We start from the raw sequence: 22,359 nt of genomic DNA, 5'->3' as shown, positions 1-22,359 counted from the left end.
CCGCTTTGGCTAGTTCGGTTCGAAGCCTTAGGCTTCAAAGAGATGCGCTTAAACATCTTGGATTCGAACGCGCAGCAGTTTTGCCGAATTCAGGAACACCAGGACATCTGGCCCCAAGTGCAAAATCGCTGCCTGGATAGGACCGATCCAGCCCATCAGCGCTGCGGTAATGCCCAAAACATGCACAACACCAACGCCGACGAAGATATTCTCCTGAATTGTCCGGTAAGCGCGTCGCGCAATCGCGCGGGCGCTGACAATTCTTGCCAGGTCATCCTTCATCAATGCGATGTCGGCGGCTTCCAGCGCTGCCTGCGTGCCGCCGCCCCCCATCGCAATGCCGACATCGGCACGTGCCAGCGCCGGCGCGTCGTTGATCCCGTCGCCGACCATCGCCACGCGATGGCCCTGCTTTTGCAATTCGGCGATGGCGGCGACCTTGTCCTGCGGCATCAGATTGGCACGCACTTCATCCACGCCGAGCTCGTTGGCGATGGTCCGCGCTGTGGCCTCATTGTCACCCGTCACCATCACCATGCGCTTGACCCCGGTTGCACGGAGCTTTGCCAGCGCTTCGCGCGCACCTGGTCGCAATGTGTCGGCAATAAAAATCACGCCAGCGAATTTCCCATCGACCGCGACGTGAACCGGCGTCTGTCCGCCCTTTTCGATCGCATCGGAAAGCGGCACGCCGGCCTCGCGCAACAACAATGCATTCCCGACCAGCACGGTGCGTCCGGAGACCGTCGCCTTCACACCGCGCGCCTGCAACTGCTCGTACTGCTCCGGTTCCGGGACATCGATTTTCATCCGGGCGGCATAGTTGACGACCGCTTTCGCCAAGGGGTGAGCGGAGCGCCGATCGGCGGCGGCGGCAAGGCTGATCAGATCAGCTTCCGAAAGCGTGCCGTCCTGCATCTCCACACCGACAACCTCGGGCTTGTTCGCCGTCAGGGTGCCTGTCTTGTCGAACACCAGGACGTCGACCTTGGCCAAAGACTCCAGATAGACGCCCCCCTTGACCAGAATTCCACTGCGTGCGGCTCGCGCAATGGCTGCGATAATCACCAGAGGAGTCGCCAATCCGAGTTCGGCAGGTGATGTGAAAATCAGCAGAGTGACGATCATCCGAACGTCGCGGGTATAAAGATAAACCGCAACGAGGAAGATCAGCACGACCGGGATCAGCCATGACGCGACCTTATCCGCCAGTTTCTGGACGGGTGCCTGTTCCGCTTCGGCATTCTCGACCAGACTGATGATGCGGGCAAAGGTGGTGTCGGCACCAACCTTCTCGGTCTCGATGTCGAGGGCGCCGGATTCGACGATGGTTCCGGCAAAGACATCGGCGCCATCGCTCTTGTCCTTCGGAATGCTCTCTCCTGTGATCGATGCTTCGTTGACCGAAGCCGCTCCACCGACGACGGTGCCATCGACCGGGATCTTCTCGCCGGCCCGCACCAAGACAACGTCGCCCGCGCGCAAATTCTCGATCGGGACCATGCGTTCGCCACCTGCGTCCCGCACAAGCGCCACCTGCGGCACTGAGCCGATCAGGTCTTTGATCGAGGCTCGCGCTCGTTCCATATTCACATCGGCGATGAACTCCGCGATCAAAATGATCACCATGAGGACCGCGCCGGCGACGGTCTCGCCTCCGATCAGCGCCACCACCGTGGCAATGGTGACGAATATTTCGGTACCGATCTTGCGCTCTTTTACGAGATCAACGACGCCGGTCTTGACGAGCGGATACAAGCCGATGGCAACCGCCACCCACAAGGCTTGTATTGGAATGAGCTGCTGCCAATACAGCAACGCCATCAAGCCGGTAAAAAGGATGCGCGCGACTTCGGTCCAGCGTTCGCGCGTCATCAACACTCGCCAACCCGATGGAACCGTCTTAGGCGCCGGCTCAACGCTTTCCGTGGCTGCTGTCTCGGATTTCATGATTGGCTCGCTATCTCGGATTGCGGTCTTGGGTTGAAGCATGAGCGCATCAGGCCCCCGCGGCGGATAGTCCTGTCCAGCCATGGTATCCGACATAGAGGCCAACGGCGATGAGAAATAGCGCGCCCAGCGCGCGCGACGGTCGGCGGCCCCTACCGTGACGAGAGTAATCCCGAAGCTTGGCGATCCTGTCCCACATGCATGCCTCACGTCCACACCCGGAGGGATTGCTCCAGCCTGTCGGCGATCTGTATGACGACATAGGCGATCACCATGTAGATCACGACGGCAATCACAAAGGCTTCGAGGTAGTAGAAGTTCAGCGCGGCGGTCAGTTGGGACTGCGCGAAGATATCGACGACCTCGATGGCGAATCCGAGTGAAAGCGCCTTCATGATGACCATCATCGAGGTGGTCAGCTCGGGAATTGCCGTGAGGGCCACCTGGGGAAATAGGACCCGTCGGAACAGTTGGCTGCTTGTGTAACCCAGCGAGTAGAGGGTCGGAACAAGAACCGTTCCCAGCGACACGCTAACGTCGAACGGAGCATGAACGTCATGCGGCGTGGCGTAACCGAGCCGGAAGTCTGAGCGAACGGAATCCTTCAGGCATCTGATGTTCTGCATCCCAGGTGTAGATGCCGGTCAGGTTGATGTGCTCCCAACTCAGCCGCGATACGTGCTTGAGCAGATGATCCGGAATCTCGCGATGCGTTTTGCGTAAGTAGGTAACGGCCCGTTCGATATAGACCGTATTCCTACGATCGCACTGACGACGAGGTTGAGGCCGGAGGCGCGGAACGCCTGGCTTTCGAACGACCGGTCACGGATTTCACCACGCTCGTGGAAGAAAACGGCGCGCTTCAGGTTATGCGCAGCCTCACCCTTGTTGAGGCCGGCCTGGCAACGCCGGCGTAGCGCCGAACTTGAGTACCATTCGATCATGAACAGCGATCGCTCGACCCGGCCGAGTCCCGTAGCGCTCGTGCGAGTTGGCTTTCCTTCGGAGATGCGGATAGTTTCTTCAGGATCGTGGACGGCACTAAGGATCGCGTGGTGATCGACGCCGCCAGATGGAGGAGATCATCCCAGTGCTCGAGGATCAGGGTGGTGTTGATCGGCGCGCCGATGTGGTTCGACAGCGCCGGGTATGCATCGCCTTTCTCGAACGTGTGGAATTTCCGGTCCTTGAGGTTGCACAGTCGCGGCGCGAAGCGTTTGCCTATGAGGGCGAACAGACCGAAGATGTGATCACTCGCGCCGCCCCTATCGGTAAAGTGTTCCTGGATGTCGAGGACCGTGTCCTGATCGAATAGCCCATCGAGCACATAAGCAGCCTCACTTTCGGTCGGACTGATGGGCAGAATGCTGAAGTAGCCGTACTGATCGGAAAGGTGGCTGTAGAACTTTGAGCCGGGTTCGCTGCCGTAATGCAGATTGATGTCGCCGCGCTTTGCGGCTCGGTCGCTCGCGCGGAAGAATTGGCCGTCAGATGATGACGTCGTGCCATTGCCCCAAAGGCGAGAATGCGGATGGCGGGTGTGTGCGTCCGTCACGCAGGCCTGCGCCGCGCGGTAGGTCTCCGACCGTGCATGGAAGGTTCTCATCCAACTGATCTGGTGAGCGCTGATGCCTTTGGACGCGCTGGCCATCCGTTTCGGACCAAGGTTGGTCGCATCCGCCAGTACGCCGGCCAGCATGGCCGAGACATTCCTTGGGACGTCGCCGGTGCGAACATGCGTGAAGCTATCCGCAAAGCCGGTCCATTCATGCACTTCCCTCAACAGGTCGGGAACCTCGATCATTGGATGCGGCGTCCATCCCTGGATGGCAATCCCGGCACAACACCCAGCGGGGATTGCGAACCTCCACTGTGCCGAACACCGTTTGAATTCGACGCGTCGTATAGTCCTTGACTGGCCGAAAATTGTGGCAATCCGGACAGACCCGTCGAAACAGGGTGTAGGTTTTCGCCTCCTAGGTCGCGACCACTGTTTGCAGGGCGGTCATGATCTTCTTGCCATCCTCGATCGACAGGTCAAGGTCTCCGCCACGCGGACGCTCATCGCTTTTGTCGATCCGGACCTCGTTTCGACATCGCCGAATTCGTTCCTGCTCTCGATCGTGATCGTCCATTCCACCGCCATCGCCGCCGCCTTAAACAAAGTAACGGTGATGGCCCAGTCGGCGCTAACAATCGTGGCCGCGCTCACCCCAGAGAAGTTACCGGTCCCAATGCCTCGATGCCCTCGAGCGCTTCATCCACCGAGTTACTGCGCAAGAACGTTGCTGATCTCGACCAGGTTCGAGCGCACGCGCAACATGTAGAAGCCAATTGTCGTTAGGTGATTCGGCAACAGCCAGCCATCCTCGCGGCCATTGGCGATGATGAAGGGCTGGATGCGCAGCGCCGAGACGAACTGCGAGTCCATCGTGTCCCACAGGCTCTGCAGGTGCTTTTCGTTGATCACGTCCTCGAAATCGGCCTCGGCGCCTTTCATCAGCCCGTAATAGGCATAGAGCTGGCCATAGGCGAACCAGAAGCGATCGTCGGCGCGGAAATCGAACCAGCCATTGTTGTAGTGCTCAGCGCGCTCCTTGAGGATCGCCGAGGTCGAACCGATGTCGGACGAGATGCGGTCGATATACTGCTTGAGATTGTCAGCGCGGGCATCGAACACCGTCTGGCAGGTTTCCAGCCGGGCGTTGAAGGCGCGCAGCTTGCGCACGGCGTCACGATAATAGCTCGGCGTCGGAGTCTTCGGGCCGAACGGGTTCAAGCCGAAGTACCAGGTCTCTTCATCGAACTGCAGATTGCCGCGCGCGTCCTGAAGATCGGCGTCGATCTGCGAAGTGGTGCGCACGCGGCCGAGATTGTCGGCAAGCTCGGTCGCCGTGCGCCGCACCGCCTGGTTGATGCCGCGCTGGAACGAGGCCTTGTTGTCCATCCACGGCGTGTGGTCCCAGTCGATGCCGAACAGGCCGAGCTTGTAGAGGATCATCGACGACACCCAGGCATTCTGGTTGACGTTGAAGTCGGTCAGGTCGGCCGCCAACTGGGCGATCGCCGAATTGCCACAGGTCCTGGCGGCGTCGGTGCCGGCACCGGCGGCGACCTGCTCGCCGGCCGACAGGTTGCGCTTCTCGAATATATAGGTGTCGGGATAGTTCGGGTTGAAATTGTTCCACCACTGGGTGGCGTAGAAGAAATTGGCGTAGAGGCCGATCAGCATCAGCAGCGCCAGGCCGACCACTGCCTTCAGGATCCAGCCGCGCTGCGTATACCAACGCCCGGCCCACACGAACGGCCACAGGATGACGCCGATGGCTAAGCCGATGCCGCGGCCGATCCACTGGAAAATCCGGATGAAGAAATTCACGATCGGATCAAGCATGGCGATGTCACCCCCTCAGTCAGTCAAGCCGTAGAGGCGCATGCCAAACGCCACCTTGTCTTTCAAATATGTGGTTTTCAGAGCGTCGCGCTGGGTAAGCCATTCTCAGTTTGGAGCCGCATGGTTATCGACACACGATACCTCGCTTGGCCATCTTGCACGCGACCGGCAATTCCGGCGCGCTTTATGAGTTCGCTTGAGTGCACTGTTTGCTTCCATCTGATGTCGATAGATGTTCGCCAAATGCAAGCGGAATTGGTCTCATGACAGCCAGCTTTTCCGGCATAAATCTGTCCTGCCATCCGACGCAGGTTCGCGAGTGTCCGGCCACCAACCACGATCATTTCGTGCCATCGGTGAGAAGCGCCTTGAGTTCTTCGAGCCTGTCGTTGATGAGCCAGCCGTAATAGTTCTCGACGGGCAGGGTGCGGCCGGTCTTGTCGGTCACGGCTTGCCTCAACTCACGTGCACGTCTGCGCGGCTGGCCAACATTGTAGAGCGTGGCGGTGATTCCGGGATTACCGGATATATCGAACCCCTGTTCCCGATAGGCATCGATCGAATCCCGGATGATCGCGGCGATGTAAACAAGACTGCGATCAGGATCCATGACGTCGCGATAGATCGCCTGCGGGCGATCGGGCAACAATCGGGGAAGCTTGCTGACCCGGCTGACCATGTCTGTGACCTGCAGGGCTGCAAGCGGGCTTATCTGTCCCAGGCCGAAGGTCTGCCCCGCATAGAAGGGTTGGAAGAAGGCCCGCTGGAACGTGATGGGTTCGTAGTCGACGCCATCGACCTTGCGACCCCGGAATGTCTCTTCCCAGACCTGGTCACGGCAGCTCCAAATCAGCGCGCTGCTTTCGAGAGAAGAGCAGGATGCGAATTCGGGCCGCTGGACGAATGACTGGACCGGAGTGCCCCTGTAGCTGAAGGAGAACTTCAGATCGGCATAGGCGAGCGCCTTGACGTAATAGGTCTGAACCGAGTCGACCACGCTGATATTGTAGGTGTGCTCTCCGACGAGAGCCGCGACGATGTGGATCGGATCGATGCCATAGGCGAGCGCCGCCTTCCTGATCTTGCCGACGAGTTTGCGGTCGTCCCGTATCAAGGCGGTTATGGCCCGATACTTCTCCTCGTACGTCGTGTTGAATGCCTTGGAACGAAGCGCGGACGCTCTTGGGATCACCGGTTGCTCGGCAAGACGATTGCCCGTCGGGACGACTGTGACAGTCTGCGCCACGGCTGGGGCCGTTCCGACACAAGTTGCAACGATCGTCACCGTCATGAAAAAGGGCTGCAGCTTGGCTGTTGGCATGAGGCTCCGTTGGCAGCCTCCGGCTCCGTGAAGGGATGCAGAGTGTGCCGTCATATGGTCATGGCAGTGTGCTTTCGAGCCTATAACAGAGAGGCGGAGGTTTTGCGAGCCGGCAAGGTGTTCGGATGTTCGGATGCAAGGACGCTGGAAAAAATGTTCGGCATCGCGTTACCTAAGCGCGCCGACGAGAAGATTGTCTTCGCTTAAGATGGAAACCCACCGTCTCGTGTTGTATTCCGCTTGGCGCTTCAGGTAGTTATGGTTCGTCTCGTACCAGGGACGAACCCTATTGGTCAGATTATCGAGAATGAAATCGCCCTTGTCGGTTCGAACCGCCAATACAGCGTGCCCTTCGCCATCGGACTTGCGCACTGCCGTCAAGAGCAGACTGGAGACGCGAAGGCCTTTCGCGTCAGCGTTCGCCGATTTTCCAGTGCATAATCCTCGCAATCACCCAGATTATCGTCAGGATAGGACCAATATTCTGGAACTCCATTGTGTTCCATGTCGCTCACCGGCTTGACGCGGTGGTTTACGGATACGTTGACGCCTACCAGCGATCGCAAAAGTCATCGGTCATGGTCGGCGAATGCAGGGCAGCTCACATTCATGCGAACAAACGGACGGACAACGCAGCGATCGGTCATTACGAATACTGTCGGAACTATCGCGATGATTGCTCGATCGTCACGCGCGACCCGAAGCCCGTCGAACTGACCCGCTCCTCGTGTGAGACGCTGATCGAAATCAACAACAGGGCCAACACGACGATCATGGCCATGACGGACATAGATACCCGGTGTCGAGGAGAAATGGGAGTATCCCTATAAGGGATTTGGCGACTGCGACGACATCGTGCTGGAAAAACGTCGCGAACTGATGAGACAGGGCGTGCCCCCGCAAAACCTTTTGGATAACGGTGGTCAGGCAGTCGAGCGGCGAGGGGCACGCGATGCTGAGCGTCAACACGACCGCCGGTGACTTCATTCTCGACAATCTGGAGCCGAAGGTCCTGCTGTGGTCGGACACCGGATATACCTACCTGAAGCGCCAGTCGCGATCCAACTCCGGCCATTGGGAAGCGATCGAATCCCAACAGAACATTCTCGTCAGCGGCACGAAATAATCTCAGGACGCTGACAGGAGACCGGCGCCAAGAAGCAGAAATATCGAGGCGCCGAGCCCGATCCGATAATAGACGAAGGGTATGTAGCTGCGCGTCGAGACTAGCTTCAGAAAACCCACGATCGCGACATAGCCGACCGCGAAGGACAGCAGGGTGGCCAGCGCGGTCGGACCGGCGCCGACCGGACTGTCTGCCCCCCAACTCGCATAGAGCTGGAAGAAGCCTGAGGCGAGCACGGCAGGTATCGCCAGCAGGAACGAATACCTGGCGGCGGCCTCTCGCGTGTAAGCCATCAGCAGTCCGGCGCTTATAGTGCCTCCCGATCGCGAAACGCCCGGGATGAGGGCCATCGCCTGGGCGGCGCCGAACAGAAAGCCGTCCCGCCAGCCCAGATCGCGCAAAGCCTTGCGCTTGGCGCCCAGCCGGTCGGCGGCCGCGAGAACCAGCGAAGACGATCAAACATGGTTGCCGTGAGATAGAGGTTGCGGGCCGGACCTTCGATCAGGTTCTTCAGCAATAGTCCTAGGATGCCGATCGGCAGGGTTCCTATGATCACCAGCCATCCCATGCGGGCATCCGGGTCCAGCCGTTCACGGCGGCCGGCCAGGGAACGCAGCCATGTGGCGATGATGCAGATAATGTCATGGCGGAAATAGATCAGGGCCGCGATCTCGGTCCCGATCTGCGTAATGGCGGTAAATGCGGCGCCGGGATCGCCGGCCGGTGGCAGGAATTCACCAACGATCCGCAAATGCGCGCTTGAGGAGATCGGAAGAAATTCCGTCAGTCCTTGAACCACTCCTAGGATCGCCGCCTCGCTCCACCCGATTTCAGCCAATTGCGCTTCCTTTGCGTCCGTCACGATCTTCCGGCAACCTGAACCGACGACTGTCTTGGGTGTCAATCGCGATAGAGCGTTGGGCATAGGTTTTGTTGGCTTTGACGAAACCGTTTGCAAGGACGAGCAGTTTCCTAATTCGGGCTGCGGTGAGAATTTTTGATGAGCACAAATCGGTTCAGTTTCTGAGTGCCTGCGCCGGCGATTGCCGGTATGCAAGCATCGCCGGCACCAGAGCGATCAGACCCGTGACAGCCAATAACACAAGGGCGGACTGCCAGTCCTCGCTGCGGAACTCGACCGGCAATGTAAAGCCGCTGGCTCCGCTCAAGAGGTGCGCACCCGTCCTGGCGGCCGTGTAGCCCAGCCCGAAGCCGAGAAGCACCCCTGCTGCGATGATTGCGAACGTCTCCAGCCAGACGATTTCAAACACCACCGCGCGCGGCGTCCCGAACGCGCGCAAGGCACCAATCTGCCGGCGCCGCTGCATGACGTGAAGGACCACGACAAGCAGGATCGCGGCGGCGACAAGCGCCTGCGCTCCGCCGGCCACCAAGGAAAGCACGCGTCGCGCATCGCCGAGCGTCCCGTACAGCCTCGTCAGCACCTCGCCCGGGAAGATCGCGACGGTCCGATCGTTGCGGTGCGCCTGTCGCAGCTTATAGGCGTCAGCGACCGTACGCGGTTTCACCACGATGGCTGGCAGGCCGGGTGTGGATGGATCGAGGACGGCCTCCGGATGGATCGGCTGGTCGAACTCGCTTGTCTCTGCGGCCCCTTGGGCGGCAGCCTGCAGGAGCGGCGATCCTGTTCCCGCCCGATCGCGTTCATGAATGTGCCAGACCGCTTCGATCGGAACGATGACGGCTCGGTCCCAGGCGGTACCGGTCGGCCTCAGCCGTCCCACGACCGCGTAGGTGACATCATTGTGCATTGCGGTCGCCTGGCGGACCTGGCCGTGCGCCGGGTGAAAGCGGCTTCCCATGTTCTTCGCCACGGACGCTCCGACAAGCGCTTCGCCGAGCTTCTCGAACGTGCGTCCTTCGGAGACGCCGCCCAGTCCGTCGACCAGCGCTTGCGTCGTGCCGACGATCGGGAAATCCTCGACGAAATCACCGAACCCGACGGGGGCCGCCCAGGCCACACGTTCGTCCCTGATCAGCCCCGCCAGTACATTGCCCGGCATGAGCGTCAAGGGCGCTGCCTGTAGGAACACGGCGGACAGCAGCAATTGGGTCTCGCTGCCGGGCGCGCCGACTACCAGATCGAAGGCGCCCGCCGCACGTGCGCTACCCAACCGAAGCGCCCGCTCGCCGAGCGTGACAGCGACGCCGAGCGCGGTCGCGAGCGCGATGAGCAGCGCCACCGCAGCCACGCCGATCCAGTGTCGCTTCAAGTCCGCAGCGATAAACCGCAACAAGGGTCATTTCCTTCGCGTGAGGGCGGCCGCAGAACCGGCAGTATGGTTACCTCGGCTGATCGGATTCGCGACCGATCGTGCGCGGACGTCAAAGAAACGCCTCATCATGCGTGGCCGCGGGCTTGCCGGTGTCGCTGACGACGGCGCCAGACTCCAGATGGATCACGCGATCGAGGCCTTCGATGAGGCGTTTTTGGTGGCTCGCCACGATCAGCGTCGCACCCGCCTGGTTGGAGAGTCGCAGCAACAGGTCCGCGACAGAGGCCCCAGAATCGGCATCGAGACTGGCTGTCGGTTCGTCGGCCACGATGATTGCCGGCCGCCCGACCAATGCCCGAGCCACCGCGATCCGCTGCATCTGTCCACGAGACATGGTTTCGACCGGCTGATCGGGACGATCTATATCGACCAGCTCGAGCAACTGCATGCCGTCCGCTCTGAAGTCGGTATTCGAACGGAGCCGCGACAGTCGGCTCGGCAACAGCACGTTATCGAGCGCCGAGAGGCCGGGGAACAGGTGGATCTCCTGCATGACAAGGCCGACATGCATAGCGCGCCAACGGTCGCGACCAGCTTCCGAAAGACCGGAAAGATCGGTCTCGCCCCATCGAACCGAACCCTTCCGAACGCGATCGAGCCCGGTGACGACGTTCAGGAAGGTCGTCTTCCCGCACCCGGACGGACCGGTAACGGCAACCTTTTCGGTTGGCGCGATTTCCAGCGCGGACAGAGCCAGCGCAGGCCTGCCAAGACCCTGAAACGACATCTCAAGGTCACGGATCGTCAAACGGAGCATTTGCGGTTAGGCCGTGCGGAAATGCGCATCGACGATTCGAAGCAGGCTGACGAAGCCGGTTTCCGGGTCGGTCCATGAACCGACCTCCAGCCGCCCGCTCACCTCGATCGGGGCATTGGCCTGCTCGAAGGTCTGCGCCTCGTCGAGGTAGATGACCACGATGTTGTCCGGCCAGTCGGCGTCGGAGGAACAGAACGGGCAAAGCGCCATCGGGATTTCCGTGAGCACGAAGAAATTCGCCTCGGCCTTGAGCGGCGGCGCCATGAAGCCTTGCATGGAGACTTCCGCTTCCGCGAGCCCTTTCACCTTGTCCGAAAAGCTGAGCCCGAGAACGCTGATCTTTCCATAGAGCTCATCGAAGCCAAGGGTTGCCGTTGCCGTTGCCGTTGCCGTTGCCGTTGCCGTGGAAGCGGAACTCGCGCCAGTCATCTTGACCAGTGCGACGGCCGAGCCAAGCAGCACCAATTTGCGGCGGGTGATCGGGCGCTGTTTCATAAGCGAAACTTGCTTCCGGCGTTCTGCTCCAGGCGCCGTAGCGTCAGGAGCCATGGCGCGACTTGGTTCATCAAGCCAGATCGGCTAAAGTGCATCAGTTCGTTGCCGGCGCAAGAGCCAGGGTATCGGCAAGCACGCGATAGACGTCGCTCTCTTCCATATAGCCCTTGAATTCCTCGGCGCCAGGGCCGGTCGCCTGGAGCACGACATCGTCAACGGCGTGGACGGCCGTGCCGGCCGTCTTCGGCAGATTGCCGACGCGCAGGACCGCTCCCGGAACGTCCTTGTACTTCTCGTTGGCGATGTACTGCTTCGCCCCGTTCTGCACGGCCGGCTCGAACGGACCATCCAGCTTCGGACGGAAGGTTTCGTAATAGTCGGGAAAGTTGCTGGCGAATATAGCCAGTCGCCGCGTGACGTCCACCTTGTCGGGATAACCGTCGCCGTTCTCGTCGGTGTAGTTCGGGAAGCCCGCATCGGCATAGACGCCGACCTTGTCGCGCATCTCCTCGCCCGGTTTCTGGTCGTCGATGGTACCGATGATCGACACGCCGTGCGTGTGATCGCCCGTGGCGACGATCAGCGTGTCCGGATGCGTCTTGGCGAACTCCATCCCGATGCCGACGGCTTTGTCGAACTCGATGGTCTCGAACAGCGACCGCTCCCAGTCCATCGGATGCGACATCTTGTCGACGGACGCCGCTTCGACCATGAGGAAGAAGCCGTCCTCGTCCTTGGAAAGCTGATCGAGTGCGGTCTGCGTCATCTCGACAAGGCCGGGCTGGTTCGGGAACTTCTCGACGCTGCCCTTCTTGAGGAATTCACGGTCGAGTGTCGTGTCCATGTTGCCGGTGTGGAAAAGGCCGAGGATCTTGCCGGTGTTGGTTCCCTTGGCGGCCACGAGTTCGGTCTTGTCGGTCGCCAATGTGTAACCGGCATCCCTGAACATTGCGATGTAGTCCTTGTCGTCCTTGCGCTTCGAGCCCGGCGTGCTCTGCGGCAGGAAGTAGGCGGAGCCGCCGCCAAGGACGATTTCGGGCTTGACGACGAAGAACATGCCGACAATGTCAGCCTTGTCGGCACGCAGGCGGGTATGGGCGACGACCGCCGCAGGGGTGGCGTCTTCCACCTCGGCGGTTGAGACAACGCCGATCGACTTGTTGCCGGTGCGCCGCAGCGCCTCTGCGATCGTCTCGACCCTGGGGTCGTCAAGGCTGGCCTTGGTGCGATCCGCATAGACGCCGAGCGCGTTGACAGCCGTCTTGTGGCCCGTCATGTAAGCCGACATCGTGTTGGCGCTATCGGTTGAGATCGCATTGGTCGCGGACGTGCCTATGAAGGCCATGTGATCGAGGGTCGTCCATGTTGAGGCGCCCGTTGGCTTTGCCTTCCGTCATGCCCTTCGACATGATGCGGGCGCCGGTGCGATGCGCGACCGAAAGCCCGTCGCCGAGGAAGAAGATGACGTTCTTGGCCTTGGGCGTTGCCGGGGTGCCGAAAACCTGCCAGCTCACCGACTTCATTTCGTCGCTGGCCTTCGCCTCCAGCTTGTAGGTACCAGGCTGCGAAATGCTGGCTGCGCGGATCAACAGCGCCGAAGCGTCGAAATCTTCTTCCTTCTCGAGGAATTCGAATTTCTTGCCCAACACGGTTTCCGCCGGCTGGCCGTTGATCGTAACCGTGACTTGGTCGGCGCTAACGACCTTGTCGAACTCGACCTTCACGTCGAAAGGCGACTGCGCCAGGATCGTGGCCCGATCAAGCGGGTAGACCGTCGCTGCCCCCGCAACGGTGTTCAAGCTTGTTGTTATTGCGAGTGCAGCGATAAGACGGTGCATGGCAGGCTCCGGGTGGGTTCACGGACAATGTTCGGCGATGTCCGTGTCAGCGATGTGACATGGCAGGAAACGCGCGCCGACCAAAAACGACGAATTTGCCACGTGTCGACGTCACAGACCACGAACAAGCGGTCATTATTGCGTCCGAGCGATGACAACCGCGACCCATCTTGCGCGTTTCGAGGCGCATGGTGCGCAGCTCGTCTCGGGCTGTCCCTTCATCGGATCGTCGAAGAGCCGACGTTAGCCGGTGCGGGCCTGCAGATAGGAGAGCATGAGGAACTGCGGGGCGGTCACGCAGCTTTGCTGCGCTGATCGGGTCTTGGATTGTCGTTTGCCATGCCCGGATACCATTCCGCGAAGACTGCTTTGAGACTTCCGTCGAATGTCCGGGTGCGGCTATTGCTTCGCCAGTTGCCTCGTGGGCGCTCAACGCGAGGTGCAGTCGTGATCCAAAAGGCGCTCGGCCGCTGAGCTTTCCCAATTGGTCAGGATGTAAAATCCCGGTCTTGCGCCGGCGAGTTCGGCGCCAACGACGACGACATTTACGTGATGCATGGCGCCCCGGGCCTGCGGCAGGCCGGAAGCGATGATGCCGACTACGTTGGTCGTTTCCAAATCCGGCTTGTCGACTGCCTTGATCCAATAGCGTTTCCCCATCAGAGCCAAAGGGAGAAGCTGCCACGGACCTTCCACCTTCGGCCCCTTCAGGACAAGTTTCTTTTCCACCGACACCGCAACGCAATCGATATGGATGTGGAACTGATCCTGGGATCGCTCAGTCCTGGAATTCACAGCCATGGCGATGGCCGTTCGTGGAAGGTGACGTCCGAGGCTCGCCGAGACCTTGCTTCGTGCTTTCCATGCCCGATTCCAGAGTTGGGAACTGCCCTGCCAACGGACAGACGGGGTTTCAAGGCCGGCAACAGCCGTAAGTGGCGTCAACAGAAACTCGGTCCGGTATCGGGGTGATTTAATGAGAGCTGATCCAGGCACGCCCTGCCTGGGCAGGATCACTTCCTCGCAGGGGAAAGCGCTGCCAAGATGCGCTGCGGCAAGAGCGCAGGTCTGCACAACCTGCCAGAGCGCGTTGCGATGCGCTGAAGCGGAGCCGACGTCGGTGACCGCCGCAGTCAGCAACACGATTGTCAAACAGACCACGGCTGCAGCACGGCAGTGCTGGAACAATGGTAACCTGTGAAGGGATTTTATAGCGAGGGGAATGCCCGAGATGAGGTTTTGAGTCCCGGCGCGCAGTCGGCGAAACCGAAACGGTGAAGGTGGAGCGGCTGGGAGCCTCGCGATGGTTCCGATGGGCGACTGCTCTTCTGCCCGATCACTGGTTTGATGACGTTTCGGCATTAAACCTCGCATCCTTGGCCGTGACCGACGTCAGTTCAGATTCTGCGCCCCGCTCAGCGGCCGGATCGAGATTGCTGTCCTTCCCTACTATGGCCTTGTCAGCGCTTCGCGGCACGTCCTCCATCGCATTCTGAAGCATCGAGCGGGTTTCCTGCAGGTCGAGTTCCTTCTCGGCTTGACGTACGGCGTCGTCAAACTGCTTTCGAAAATCGCCCGCAATCCGATTGAATGTCTTCATCATTGCCCCCGCCGATCGCATGACTTTTGGAAGCTCCTCCGGGCCGAAAACAACCAGCGCCACCACGAAGATAACCAACAGGTGGGTCATGCCAAGTCCGAACATCGGTACGTCCTCTCGCGCATATCGCCGGCAGCGACAACCTCTCCGCGGTTTGCGGCGACCGATCCGGTTGAATGCCTCGACCTACGGCGCCAAATCCAACCATCATACCCTCTCGCCTGAGCCATTCCAGTATGCGGCCGCGGGAATGTCGTTCATACTTCGAGCCATGTGGCACCACTCGTCAACCCGAATATCAGGCGCACGTCTGGTAGGGATATTCGCAACCGTGCTCGCAGCAAGCGGACTCCTCGCTGGAGCCGATGGCACAAGGCCCAGAATATTTGAAGCAGGCGCCTACTCCTTTTCCGACGAACTCGGCGGATTCCGGATCATTGCCGCTTCGGGAGCCGGAACAAGGGCCGATCCCGTCGTGATCACCGAGGAACTCGAGTCGGCAAGCCCGGTAACCCTCACCATACGCGCCATCCGGCCGGTTCAGCCATTCGGTGCCTCCGGCAACTATGCCACCGGGTTCATTTCCCTAAGGATCGTTGCCCTCAACAACAGCGGTCACGCCTGGGTCGAATTCGAGTTCGAGTTGCAGGAGATTCTCAACCAGCCAAGCGATTCCAGCGACGGGCTTTCGTTCGACCAGGCGCGCCGCGAAACGGATGCAATTCGGTCCGATAGTTTCGCCGAATTCAGTCGTGAATTCGAACCTTATGACCATCTTCTGTTCCGGAAAGGCGAGGTCGATCCGCTGAGCACGGTTTCGTTCTCATTCCTGGTGACTGATTTCACGCCGACTGCGCGGTTCTATCTCGTTCAGGACCCGCGCATTCCCTCAACCTGAACGTGTCGCGCATCATCGCGGCCGTTGGTTCGAACAACGCTGCTCGTCATGCATGCCGGCAGTTTGGCAGGTGTCGTTGGGCGCGGCATGCCGATGGATTTGCTGGTCATTTTGGTCGCTTGGCCGTGCCTTTGATTCGGGCCACAAAATACGGACAACAGGGCAAAAACCGACGCGAACGACGATTGAGGATCGTGAGCGCCCGCGGTACGAGTTCTCCGCCGAGTTACTTGTGAAGCGTTCACACTAGCGACAGTTCCGGATCGTGCTATGATCTTGCGCATGAGGACGATCACGGCCTCTTACATTCTGGTTTTCGCGGCGCTCGCTGCAACGCCCGCGCGGGCCGAATGCCAGTGCCTCGCCAACGGCCACATTTTCCATCACGGCGAAATCGCTTGTCTGCAATTGCCGTCAGGTCCTGAACTCGCGCAGTGCGACATGGTTCTCAACATTTCGTCATGGAAAAAAATTGAAAAAAATTCAGGATGGATGCCCCGAGGCGACGGCGCCGTTTGGCTTGCCTGTCAAAGGGGACGAGCAGAAACCAGGCGAAGGCGGAGATAAAGCCAACGATTTGGCTTTATCAACAGCAAACGCCCGGAGCTAAAGCGAAGCGCAGTTCGCGCGCATCCAACAGTGCGACGCGAGCCCAACGCATACCCTAGCGGTGTTCCAACACCGCTAGGAACCAGCCCTATGGATGAGCTTCCTGTTGAGATTCTGCTTTCCTGTCAGTCCTTCTTGTTCCGGTAGCTTTCAATGGCTTTGCCAACCATGTCGATGGCGACGTTGGCGCCACCAAAGCCGTTCAGCTCAACGGCCTTGCGGCCTTCAGGTAGCTGCTTGTAAACTCGAAAGAATGCCTCGATGCGCTGTCGTTCGATGGCCGGAAGATCATCGATGGTCTTGACCCCGTCATATTGCGGATCGATATCCGTAGCCGGCACAGCGATGATCTTGTCATCCGCTTCGCCGCCGTCGACCATGTTGAGCACGCCGATGGCGCGGACTTTGATCAGAGCACCGGGCACAACGGGTTCCCGGGTGAAGACAAGCGCATCCAACGGGTCGCCGTCGCCGCCCAACGAACTGGTAACGGAACCATAGTTGGCCGGATAGACGACCGGCATGGACTGATATCGATCGACGACGACATGGCCTGTCTCGGCATCGATCTCATATTTGGTGAAGCTTCCCGCCGGAATCTCGATAACCGTGTAAAATTCGCTGGTGTCTTTCGGCTGCGGAAAATCGAAAGCTGTGACGAATTCGGCGAAAGCGGGCTGCGTGCCCAGCAGGGCCGCAAGCGCCATGACAGTCGGCAAAGCGCGCATGGTTGTCTCCAGAGGTTGGACGGGCAGGGCGCCCTGCATCCGCCTAGCCACGTATGTGATGGCAGCATTACAGGGTTCCGTTATTGAAATTGGACGACCGTATTTGCACCGATCCTGCGGCGAGCAGAAATGGGCCGAGATAGAGCGCTGACGAGTGATGAGCGTCTATGGGCGTTTGCGTTTATGGGCGTTTAAGAGACGGTGGCCGCTTCAAATGTGCTATTTCAGGCGAGCCCATTTCCGGCAAGGGGATAGCTTGCGTCGTAACTCCTGCCAATCGGGCACGCTACACCCACAACACGCCGTTCGGCGAGAGCTGCCACGTAGACGCCTCGCGGCTCAGTGCGACGTTGTGTGGCAATCATCAAAAAGCAAGTGAAACTCCAACTTCAGTTGAAGTCCTTCGGAGACTACGCCACCTTGACCTTGAATCATTGCCAGGGTTCGAAATTCGTGAACGAAGAGACAACAACACCACGTCCGCTATACTCCACTGAAAGGGCTGCTTCATGTCGGGAATGTCGCGCAGGGGATTCTTGCTGGGCGGCACGGCAGCAGTAGCTGTCGGCGCTGCAGGCGGGCTGATTGCCGGCAGGGCCGTAGCAGCCGATCTGACCTTGCCGGTTTCAGCGATCAGTCGGTCGATTTTGCCCGGCACCGTCACCAAAGGGATGATGAGTTTCGGTGCGGGCGGGCCGCCGCCCACTCTGCGTTTATTGCGAGGTAGGCCGTTTTCCATAGACGTGGTCAATGATCTCGACGAAGCGACGAGTGTGCACTGGCATGGATTGCGCATCGCCAATGCCATGGACGGCGTGCCTTATCTCACCCAGCGTCCCATCGCGGCGGGCGAAAGCTTCCGTTACACTCTGATACCGCCGGATGCCGGCACCTATTGGTATCATCCGCATTGCAACACGCTCGATCAGATGGCCCGCGGTCTGACAGGCATGCTTGTTGTCGAAGATGACGAAGATGCCGGTTTCGACCAGGATTTGCCGCTCAATATACGCGACTTCCGTCTCGGCGAAGACGGCCAGTTCATCGAATTGGTCAAGGCACGCAACGCTGCGCGCGGCGGCACGCTGGGTACGGTCTCGACGGTAAATTGGGAAGTCACCCCGATTTACGATCTGCCGGCGGGCAGCCTTGTGCGCCTGCGTTTGGCAGTCACGGATGTCACCCGTATCGGCACTTATGACCTCGATGGCGGAACGGCCAAAGTGATCGCTCTTGATGCCAACCCGCTGCCGCAGCCTGTTGCGCCTCGGGGCATTGTCATCGCGCCCGGCCAGCGCGCCGATGTCGCCCTCCGCGTGCCTGATGGCGAAGACGAGATCGTCAGCCTGAATCTCAGAACAGCCAAGGGACCTCGCGTTCTCGTCCGATTCCGGCCTATCGGCGCCAGCGCGGGGCGGACGCTTGGCGAACTCAAGCCGCTGCGGCCGAATCGCGTACCGGAGCCGGATCTTGCCGATCCCGAGACAATGGACTTCGTCTTTGGCTGGTCGCCCAATGGTGATGCGCCGGCGCCGGGTGTTTGCGGCACGCTCGGCTACACCTTCTGGTCGATCAACCGCGTCGCCTGGCGAGGGGACGCGCCGGGGCCAGTTGATCCGCTCGCGGCTCTAAAACGAGGCAAAAGCTATGTTCTGCGCCTTCGCAACGAAACGCCGAACGATCATCCGATCCATTTGCACGGCATGTCTTTCCGTCTGCTACGCTCCGACAAGCGCAAAATTGCGTCGCTTGTAACAGATACGGCCCTTCTTAAATCGCAAGAAGTGATGGAAGTGGCGTTGGTCGCTGACAATCCGGGTAATTGGGCATTCCATTGCCACGTCATTGAACATCAGAAGAGCGGCCTGACCGGTTATTTGCGTGTGGAATGACGCGGTCCTCATCCAGGGTTGCGTTGCCGAGGCCGTGAGAGGGTCGAAATTGGGCGAGGCGGAGCGTCCGAGTTCTCGCCGCACTAATGGCGCTACTGCTCACGGGCGCCGGAGCGGCCGGCGACGGGTGCTTATCTGTGCATCTGATCGAGCCTCTGCTGAGTGGCCTCCCGGGCTCGCTCGCCAACGCCGGTTCCCATGCCACCGCGGTCGCGATTGCGTTCGTCATCATCACGGCGCTGTAGCTCATGCTGGGCGATTGGCGCCCGCTCCGGATCGTGCTATGATTTCGCATGAGGACGTTCCATGCCTCTTGCATCCTGGTTTTCGTGGCGCTTGTTGCAACGCCCGCGCGGGCAGAATGTCAGTGCCTCGCCAACGGCCGGACGTTCCATCACGGTGAATTCGCCTGTCTGCGATTGCCGTCTGGACCGGAACTCGCGCAATGCGACATGGTTCTCAACATTTCGTCATGGAAAAAAATTCAGAGCGGCTGCCCGGAGGCGACAGCGCCATTGAGCGTGCTCGTCGAAGGGGGCGAGCAGCAATCAGGCGAAGCCGGACACAAAGCCTTAACAACGACGAACACTCCGACCTAAGACGAAGAGCAGGCTGCGCATCAGCCACAGAGATCTCTTTCGGCAAGGCGTCAACTTTGGGGTGAACTGTTACACTACCGTCACTTGATTGCGCTGACCAGCGGGTTGTCGCCATCGAGGGAGACCCAGCGCCCCGTGTCGGTGCCGGCTTGCCTCTTCAGGAAGCGGTAGCCGGTCTGGTCCCAGCGGCGCACCGTGTCGGTGAGGTTGTCGAGGATGAAGTCGCCCGTGTCGGTACGAACAGTCAGCACTGCATGACCCTCGCCGTCGGGCTTGCGAACAACCGTCATCAGCAGATCCGACACAGGAATGCCGCTGTTTATCAGACGGCGACGCTTTTCCAGCGCATAGTCTTCGCAATCGCCGAAACCACTGTCCGGATAAGCCCAGAATTCGTCCTGTCCGTACTGGTCGAGATCGCTCATCGGCTTGACGTTGTTGTTGACCGTCAGGTTAACGCTCGTAATCTGCCGCCAGAGTTTTCCGGTCATGTGCTCCGGACCATTGTCGCGTGAGCGGATCTCACATTCGGCCCGATGGGATTTGCAGAAATCGTAGTGACCGATCGGCTGCGAGGTAAAGCCACCGATCGGCATCGACTGTGAAGCCGTCGCCGCCGACCACGTGGACATTATCGCAATGATTGCAACGACCGCACCGCCGCCCAACCGAACGCACAACCGCACTCGTGAGGAACTCATCCGACCCGCCCAACCACCTTTGTTAAGAATGAGTTAAGGTCGATCCCGTGGGTTCTGTCAATCAGAGCGGGAGGAAGATCCTTCTGAATGGTTACTCGCGCCGTGTGCGTTGCTCGGCCGCTACACGTCTGCACGATTTCCGTTTCCTGGGCGGCAGGTCTTTGCCAGAGGGACCGATATGGTGAGATGTCAACCGTCGGTCACGCTTGGTGCGAATTGGAAAGTGATGAATGAGCCTCGATGAGGTCACGCAAGCGACGATCGCGTTTATCCGGATGCATGAAGCATGGGGTGTTCCGCTGGTGCTCGTGCTGGCCTTTGGGGAATCGCTGGCGTTCATCTCTCTGTTGTTGCCTGCAACCGTGATCCTGATCGGTGTCGGTTTTCTCATCGGCGAAAGCGGTATCGCATTCTGCCCCTGTGGCTTGCCGCCGCCATTGGGGCGGCATTGGGGGACTGGCTGTCCTTCTGGATCGGCACGCGGTTGGGAAACGGGGTTTCGCACCATTGGCCCCTGTCACGTTATCCAAACCTCATTCCGCGCGGTCACCTGTTCTTCGAGCGATGGGGGGTGGCCGGGGTGTTCTTTGGGCGCTTCTTCGGTCCTTTGCGCGCATCCGTGCCATTGGCGGCGGGCATCTGTAAGATGCCCGCCTTGACGTTTCAGATTGCCAACATCACCTCAGCCTTCGTCTGGGCCACAGGTATTCTGGCTCCCGGCGCCTTCGGCCTCAAATGGCTGCAGGCGTGGATTTGATGGGCACCAAAGGCGGACCGTCATTGTCTGCCTCTGGCAAGGGCAGGAATCAATCGTAGGCGGCGCGAACGGGTATGCTCCCCAGTTCAGTTCGAGTTCGAATTTCGAAGGCGAAACAATCCGCAACTCAAGAGAATTAGGCACGGTTTCGTCTTGAACTCGTAGCTGGTTCCTTTGACGCCGCTGGCGCAACCATAGGAGCCAGCTCGCCGCCGCTACTCGAGGCCAGATTTGCAGATTTCTAGTGCGACAAAAGGACAGGCAGGCGCAGATCGCCCAGAACGCCCTTGGTTGCGCCACCCACGACAAAATCTCTCATCCGGGAATGGCCGTACGCACCCATGACAAGCAGATCGGCGCCCATGCCGACAGCGCGCTCCTGAAGCGTAACGCCAATGGGGCGATCTTCCGCATCGATTGAGACTCCCTCAGCGGGAAGGCCACGCATTCTCAGGCTTAAAGCAAGGCTTTCGCCAATATCGCGCAGCGGCTTTTCGATTGTCACCGTCAGTACGGTTATCTTTGCCGCACATTGCAGAAACTCATACGCGTCGGCAACGGCCCGGGCCGCAACGCGACTCCCATCCCAAGCGATGATAACATGATCGATTGCACCAACATTTGCGCTTTCCGGCAGAATTATGGTCGGTCGGCCCGAACCAAACAGAACCGCGTCAACGGTCATGCGCGCAGTCTGGTTATTTGGCTCCAACCCAATCAAAGCAAAATCGAAATAGCGTGACTTCACTGCTGCAACATCGCTGACAGATGCCGGCTGAACAGCAATCTCCTCGGTTGTCAGGGACGATCCGACACGTGCCGCTTCAGCTTTCAATGCCTCCAGCAAATCGAGCCCGTGCTTGCGGCTGGTCGCTTCTGTCTCCCGGATCATTTCGGGAAGGTTGATCAAGTATCTCGACACCGGGTTGGAAATACCCGGGATATCGACATTGATCGTTAATGCGTGAAGCGCCGCGCCAATGTGCTTGACCACCGCGATTGCGTTTAAGGCGATTTTGGTGGAATTCGCTTCCGGATACGTCACCAGAGGAAGTAAGGCAATCTTATTCATTAAACCTCAGCTCCATGATTTCGGTCGCTGTCGAGCGACCAATGGCCCAACGCGTGTTACACACCTCAAGCCTCCTACTTCAGCCCGCCAAAAAACTCAGACGACCGAGGTTCGCTATCGCCTACCTCGATATTCCAAGGCGATCTTGCGCCGCATCGATTCCGTCCTGAACGGTCGTGGCTATAATGGCAGGCATCGATGACGAGAAATGTCAACAAAGATTAGCACTACTTTGGCAGATTTTTAGCGGAGAGGGTTCTGCGGCAGTGGGGACAACGGATTGGGGGCGGCTGCGCGAGCGCGGTGAGGATGGCTTGCCTGACGG

The 22,359-nt window shown here is 59.6% G+C and carries 18 protein-coding genes and 6 pseudogenes; 6 read left to right on the top strand and 18 right to left on the bottom strand.

Annotated elements, in window-relative coordinates; all coding sequences use genetic code 11:
- Positions 1–48: 48 nt before the first annotated feature.
- The 8 genes and pseudogenes from NKJ84_RS25320 to NKJ84_RS25285 form a co-directional block, all read right to left on the bottom strand.
- Complete coding sequence (locus NKJ84_RS25320) at positions 49–1,875, bottom strand: heavy metal translocating P-type ATPase (RefSeq protein WP_352508712.1); 1,827 nt, start codon at positions 1,873–1,875, stop codon at positions 49–51.
- Between the two features lie 281 nt (positions 1,876–2,156).
- A pseudogene (locus NKJ84_RS25315) lies at positions 2,157–2,447 on the bottom strand (ABC transporter permease subunit); the annotation flags it as partial.
- 58 nt (positions 2,448–2,505) lie between these two features.
- On the bottom strand, positions 2,506–2,652 hold the full coding sequence (locus tag NKJ84_RS25310) for a hypothetical protein (protein ID WP_280952151.1): 147 nt from the start codon (positions 2,650–2,652) through the stop codon (positions 2,506–2,508).
- Positions 2,616–3,754 (bottom strand): annotated as a pseudogene (locus tag NKJ84_RS25305) (Tn3 family transposase). Before NKJ84_RS25305 ends, NKJ84_RS25310 begins: the two are co-directional and overlap by 37 nt.
- A gap of 172 nt (positions 3,755–3,926) precedes the next feature.
- Entirely contained in the window at positions 3,927–4,085 is a 159-nt protein-coding gene (locus tag NKJ84_RS25300; RefSeq protein ID WP_023680935.1) for a hypothetical protein, read from the bottom strand.
- A 134-nt stretch (positions 4,086–4,219) separates the two neighbouring features.
- Complete coding sequence (locus NKJ84_RS25295) at positions 4,220–5,344, bottom strand: DUF2333 family protein (RefSeq protein WP_352508711.1); 1,125 nt, start codon at positions 5,342–5,344, stop codon at positions 4,220–4,222.
- Positions 5,345–5,684: 340 nt separating this feature from the next.
- The gene (locus NKJ84_RS25290) at positions 5,685–6,635 is read right to left on the bottom strand and encodes a DUF1402 family protein (protein ID WP_031213457.1); all 951 of its coding nucleotides are present in this window, start codon (positions 6,633–6,635) and stop codon (positions 5,685–5,687) included.
- Positions 6,636–6,833: 198 nt separating this feature from the next.
- Positions 6,834–7,171: pseudogene (locus tag NKJ84_RS25285) on the bottom strand (transglutaminase-like cysteine peptidase).
- Between the two features lie 72 nt (positions 7,172–7,243).
- On the opposite strand from NKJ84_RS25285, the gene NKJ84_RS25280 reads away from it, so the two are divergent.
- The 3 genes from NKJ84_RS25280 to NKJ84_RS25270 are packed head-to-tail and all read left to right on the top strand — an operon-like array spanning position 7,244 to position 7,791.
- On the top strand, positions 7,244–7,495 hold the full coding sequence (locus NKJ84_RS25280; protein WP_352508733.1) for a transglutaminase-like cysteine peptidase: 252 nt from the start codon (positions 7,244–7,246) through the stop codon (positions 7,493–7,495).
- Positions 7,458–7,646, top strand: coding sequence for a transglutaminase-like cysteine peptidase (locus NKJ84_RS25275; RefSeq protein ID WP_352495720.1), 189 nt, complete (start codon positions 7,458–7,460; stop codon positions 7,644–7,646). The genes NKJ84_RS25280 and NKJ84_RS25275 overlap by 38 nt, the downstream gene beginning before the upstream one ends.
- Entirely contained in the window at positions 7,618–7,791 is a 174-nt protein-coding gene (locus NKJ84_RS25270) for a transglutaminase-like cysteine peptidase (RefSeq protein WP_352451998.1), read from the top strand. The genes NKJ84_RS25275 and NKJ84_RS25270 overlap by 29 nt, the downstream gene beginning before the upstream one ends.
- Positions 7,792–7,793: 2 nt before the next feature.
- Here the strand turns inward: NKJ84_RS25270 and NKJ84_RS25265 are convergent.
- The 7 genes and pseudogenes from NKJ84_RS25265 to tatB form a co-directional block, all read right to left on the bottom strand.
- Positions 7,794–8,620 (bottom strand): annotated as a pseudogene (locus tag NKJ84_RS25265) (undecaprenyl-diphosphate phosphatase).
- Positions 8,621–8,807: 187 nt separating this feature from the next.
- Complete coding sequence (locus NKJ84_RS25260) at positions 8,808–10,049, bottom strand: ABC transporter permease (protein WP_352508710.1); 1,242 nt, start codon at positions 10,047–10,049, stop codon at positions 8,808–8,810.
- 88 nt (positions 10,050–10,137) lie between these two features.
- Positions 10,138–10,845, bottom strand: a complete 708-nt coding sequence (locus tag NKJ84_RS25255) for an ABC transporter ATP-binding protein (RefSeq protein ID WP_023680214.1) — start codon at positions 10,843–10,845, stop codon at positions 10,138–10,140.
- 6 nt (positions 10,846–10,851) lie between these two features.
- The gene (locus NKJ84_RS25250) at positions 10,852–11,274 is read right to left on the bottom strand and encodes a hypothetical protein (RefSeq protein ID WP_352508732.1); all 423 of its coding nucleotides are present in this window, start codon (positions 11,272–11,274) and stop codon (positions 10,852–10,854) included.
- A gap of 160 nt (positions 11,275–11,434) precedes the next feature.
- Positions 11,435–13,178: pseudogene (locus NKJ84_RS25245) on the bottom strand (alkaline phosphatase).
- A gap of 429 nt (positions 13,179–13,607) precedes the next feature.
- Positions 13,608–14,540: a CDP-diacylglycerol diphosphatase gene (locus NKJ84_RS25240; protein WP_198023650.1), complete on the bottom strand. Its 933-nt coding sequence runs from the start codon at positions 14,538–14,540 to the stop codon at positions 13,608–13,610.
- Positions 14,515–14,883 carry a Sec-independent protein translocase protein TatB gene (gene tatB / locus NKJ84_RS25235; RefSeq protein WP_023680209.1) on the bottom strand — a complete coding sequence of 123 codons (369 nt, stop codon included), beginning with the start codon at positions 14,881–14,883 and terminating at the stop codon, positions 14,515–14,517. The genes NKJ84_RS25240 and tatB overlap by 26 nt, the downstream gene beginning before the upstream one ends.
- A gap of 226 nt (positions 14,884–15,109) precedes the next feature.
- Here tatB and NKJ84_RS25230 point away from each other — a divergent pair, with 226 nt between their 5' ends.
- Positions 15,110–15,676, top strand: coding sequence for a hypothetical protein (locus NKJ84_RS25230; RefSeq protein ID WP_352508709.1), 567 nt, complete (start codon positions 15,110–15,112; stop codon positions 15,674–15,676).
- 734 nt (positions 15,677–16,410) lie between these two features.
- Here the strand turns inward: NKJ84_RS25230 and NKJ84_RS25225 are convergent.
- The gene (locus tag NKJ84_RS25225) at positions 16,411–17,013 is read right to left on the bottom strand and encodes an inorganic diphosphatase (RefSeq protein ID WP_352508708.1); all 603 of its coding nucleotides are present in this window, start codon (positions 17,011–17,013) and stop codon (positions 16,411–16,413) included.
- A gap of 509 nt (positions 17,014–17,522) precedes the next feature.
- On the opposite strand from NKJ84_RS25225, the gene NKJ84_RS25220 reads away from it, so the two are divergent.
- Positions 17,523–18,905 carry a multicopper oxidase family protein gene (locus NKJ84_RS25220; RefSeq protein ID WP_352508707.1) on the top strand — a complete coding sequence of 461 codons (1,383 nt, stop codon included), beginning with the start codon at positions 17,523–17,525 and terminating at the stop codon, positions 18,903–18,905.
- Between the two features lie 679 nt (positions 18,906–19,584).
- On the opposite strand, the gene NKJ84_RS25215 is transcribed toward NKJ84_RS25220, so the two are convergent.
- Complete coding sequence (locus tag NKJ84_RS25215; protein ID WP_031213004.1) at positions 19,585–20,205, bottom strand: transglutaminase-like cysteine peptidase; 621 nt, start codon at positions 20,203–20,205, stop codon at positions 19,585–19,587.
- A gap of 230 nt (positions 20,206–20,435) precedes the next feature.
- Between NKJ84_RS25215 and NKJ84_RS25210 the strand changes: the two are divergent.
- Positions 20,436–20,962: pseudogene (locus NKJ84_RS25210) on the top strand (DedA family protein).
- 241 nt (positions 20,963–21,203) lie between these two features.
- On the opposite strand, the gene NKJ84_RS25205 reads toward NKJ84_RS25210, so the two are convergent.
- Positions 21,204–22,034, bottom strand: a complete 831-nt coding sequence (locus NKJ84_RS25205) for a universal stress protein (protein ID WP_023680201.1) — start codon at positions 22,032–22,034, stop codon at positions 21,204–21,206.
- Positions 22,035–22,359 lie beyond the last annotated feature (325 nt).

The organism is Mesorhizobium sp. M0048, from assembly GCF_040323405.1.
Classification (GTDB): domain Bacteria; phylum Pseudomonadota; class Alphaproteobacteria; order Rhizobiales; family Rhizobiaceae; genus Mesorhizobium.
This window is presented reverse-complemented; position numbering and strand designations above follow the sequence as displayed.

Excerpts from the sequence above, each read along its gene's own strand:
- NKJ84_RS25290 (WP_031213457.1), bottom strand. The coding sequence starts at position 6,635 with ATGACGGTGACGATCGTTGCAACTTGTGTCGGAACGGCCCCAGCCGTG.
- NKJ84_RS25215 (WP_031213004.1), bottom strand. The coding sequence starts at position 20,205 with ATGAGTTCCTCACGAGTGCGGTTGTGCGTTCGGTTGGGCGGCGGTGCG.
- NKJ84_RS25300 (WP_023680935.1), bottom strand. The coding sequence starts at position 4,085 with ATGGACGATCACGATCGAGAGCAGGAACGAATTCGGCGATGTCGAAAC.
- NKJ84_RS25250 (WP_352508732.1), bottom strand. The coding sequence starts at position 11,274 with ATGACTGGCGCGAGTTCCGCTTCCACGGCAACGGCAACGGCAACGGCA.
- NKJ84_RS25220 (WP_352508707.1), top strand. The coding sequence starts at position 17,523 with ATGTCGGGAATGTCGCGCAGGGGATTCTTGCTGGGCGGCACGGCAGCA.
- NKJ84_RS25205 (WP_023680201.1), bottom strand. The coding sequence starts at position 22,034 with ATGAATAAGATTGCCTTACTTCCTCTGGTGACGTATCCGGAAGCGAAT.
- NKJ84_RS25255 (WP_023680214.1), bottom strand. The coding sequence starts at position 10,845 with ATGCTCCGTTTGACGATCCGTGACCTTGAGATGTCGTTTCAGGGTCTT.
- tatB (WP_023680209.1), bottom strand. The coding sequence starts at position 14,883 with ATGTTCGGACTTGGCATGACCCACCTGTTGGTTATCTTCGTGGTGGCG.
- NKJ84_RS25280 (WP_352508733.1), top strand. The coding sequence starts at position 7,244 with ATGGTCGGCGAATGCAGGGCAGCTCACATTCATGCGAACAAACGGACG.
- NKJ84_RS25295 (WP_352508711.1), bottom strand. The coding sequence starts at position 5,344 with ATGCTTGATCCGATCGTGAATTTCTTCATCCGGATTTTCCAGTGGATC.
- NKJ84_RS25225 (WP_352508708.1), bottom strand. The coding sequence starts at position 17,013 with ATGCGCGCTTTGCCGACTGTCATGGCGCTTGCGGCCCTGCTGGGCACG.
- NKJ84_RS25240 (WP_198023650.1), bottom strand. The coding sequence starts at position 14,540 with ATGCCGAAACGTCATCAAACCAGTGATCGGGCAGAAGAGCAGTCGCCC.
- NKJ84_RS25270 (WP_352451998.1), top strand. The coding sequence starts at position 7,618 with ATGCTGAGCGTCAACACGACCGCCGGTGACTTCATTCTCGACAATCTG.
- NKJ84_RS25320 (WP_352508712.1), bottom strand. The coding sequence starts at position 1,875 with ATGACGCGCGAACGCTGGACCGAAGTCGCGCGCATCCTTTTTACCGGC.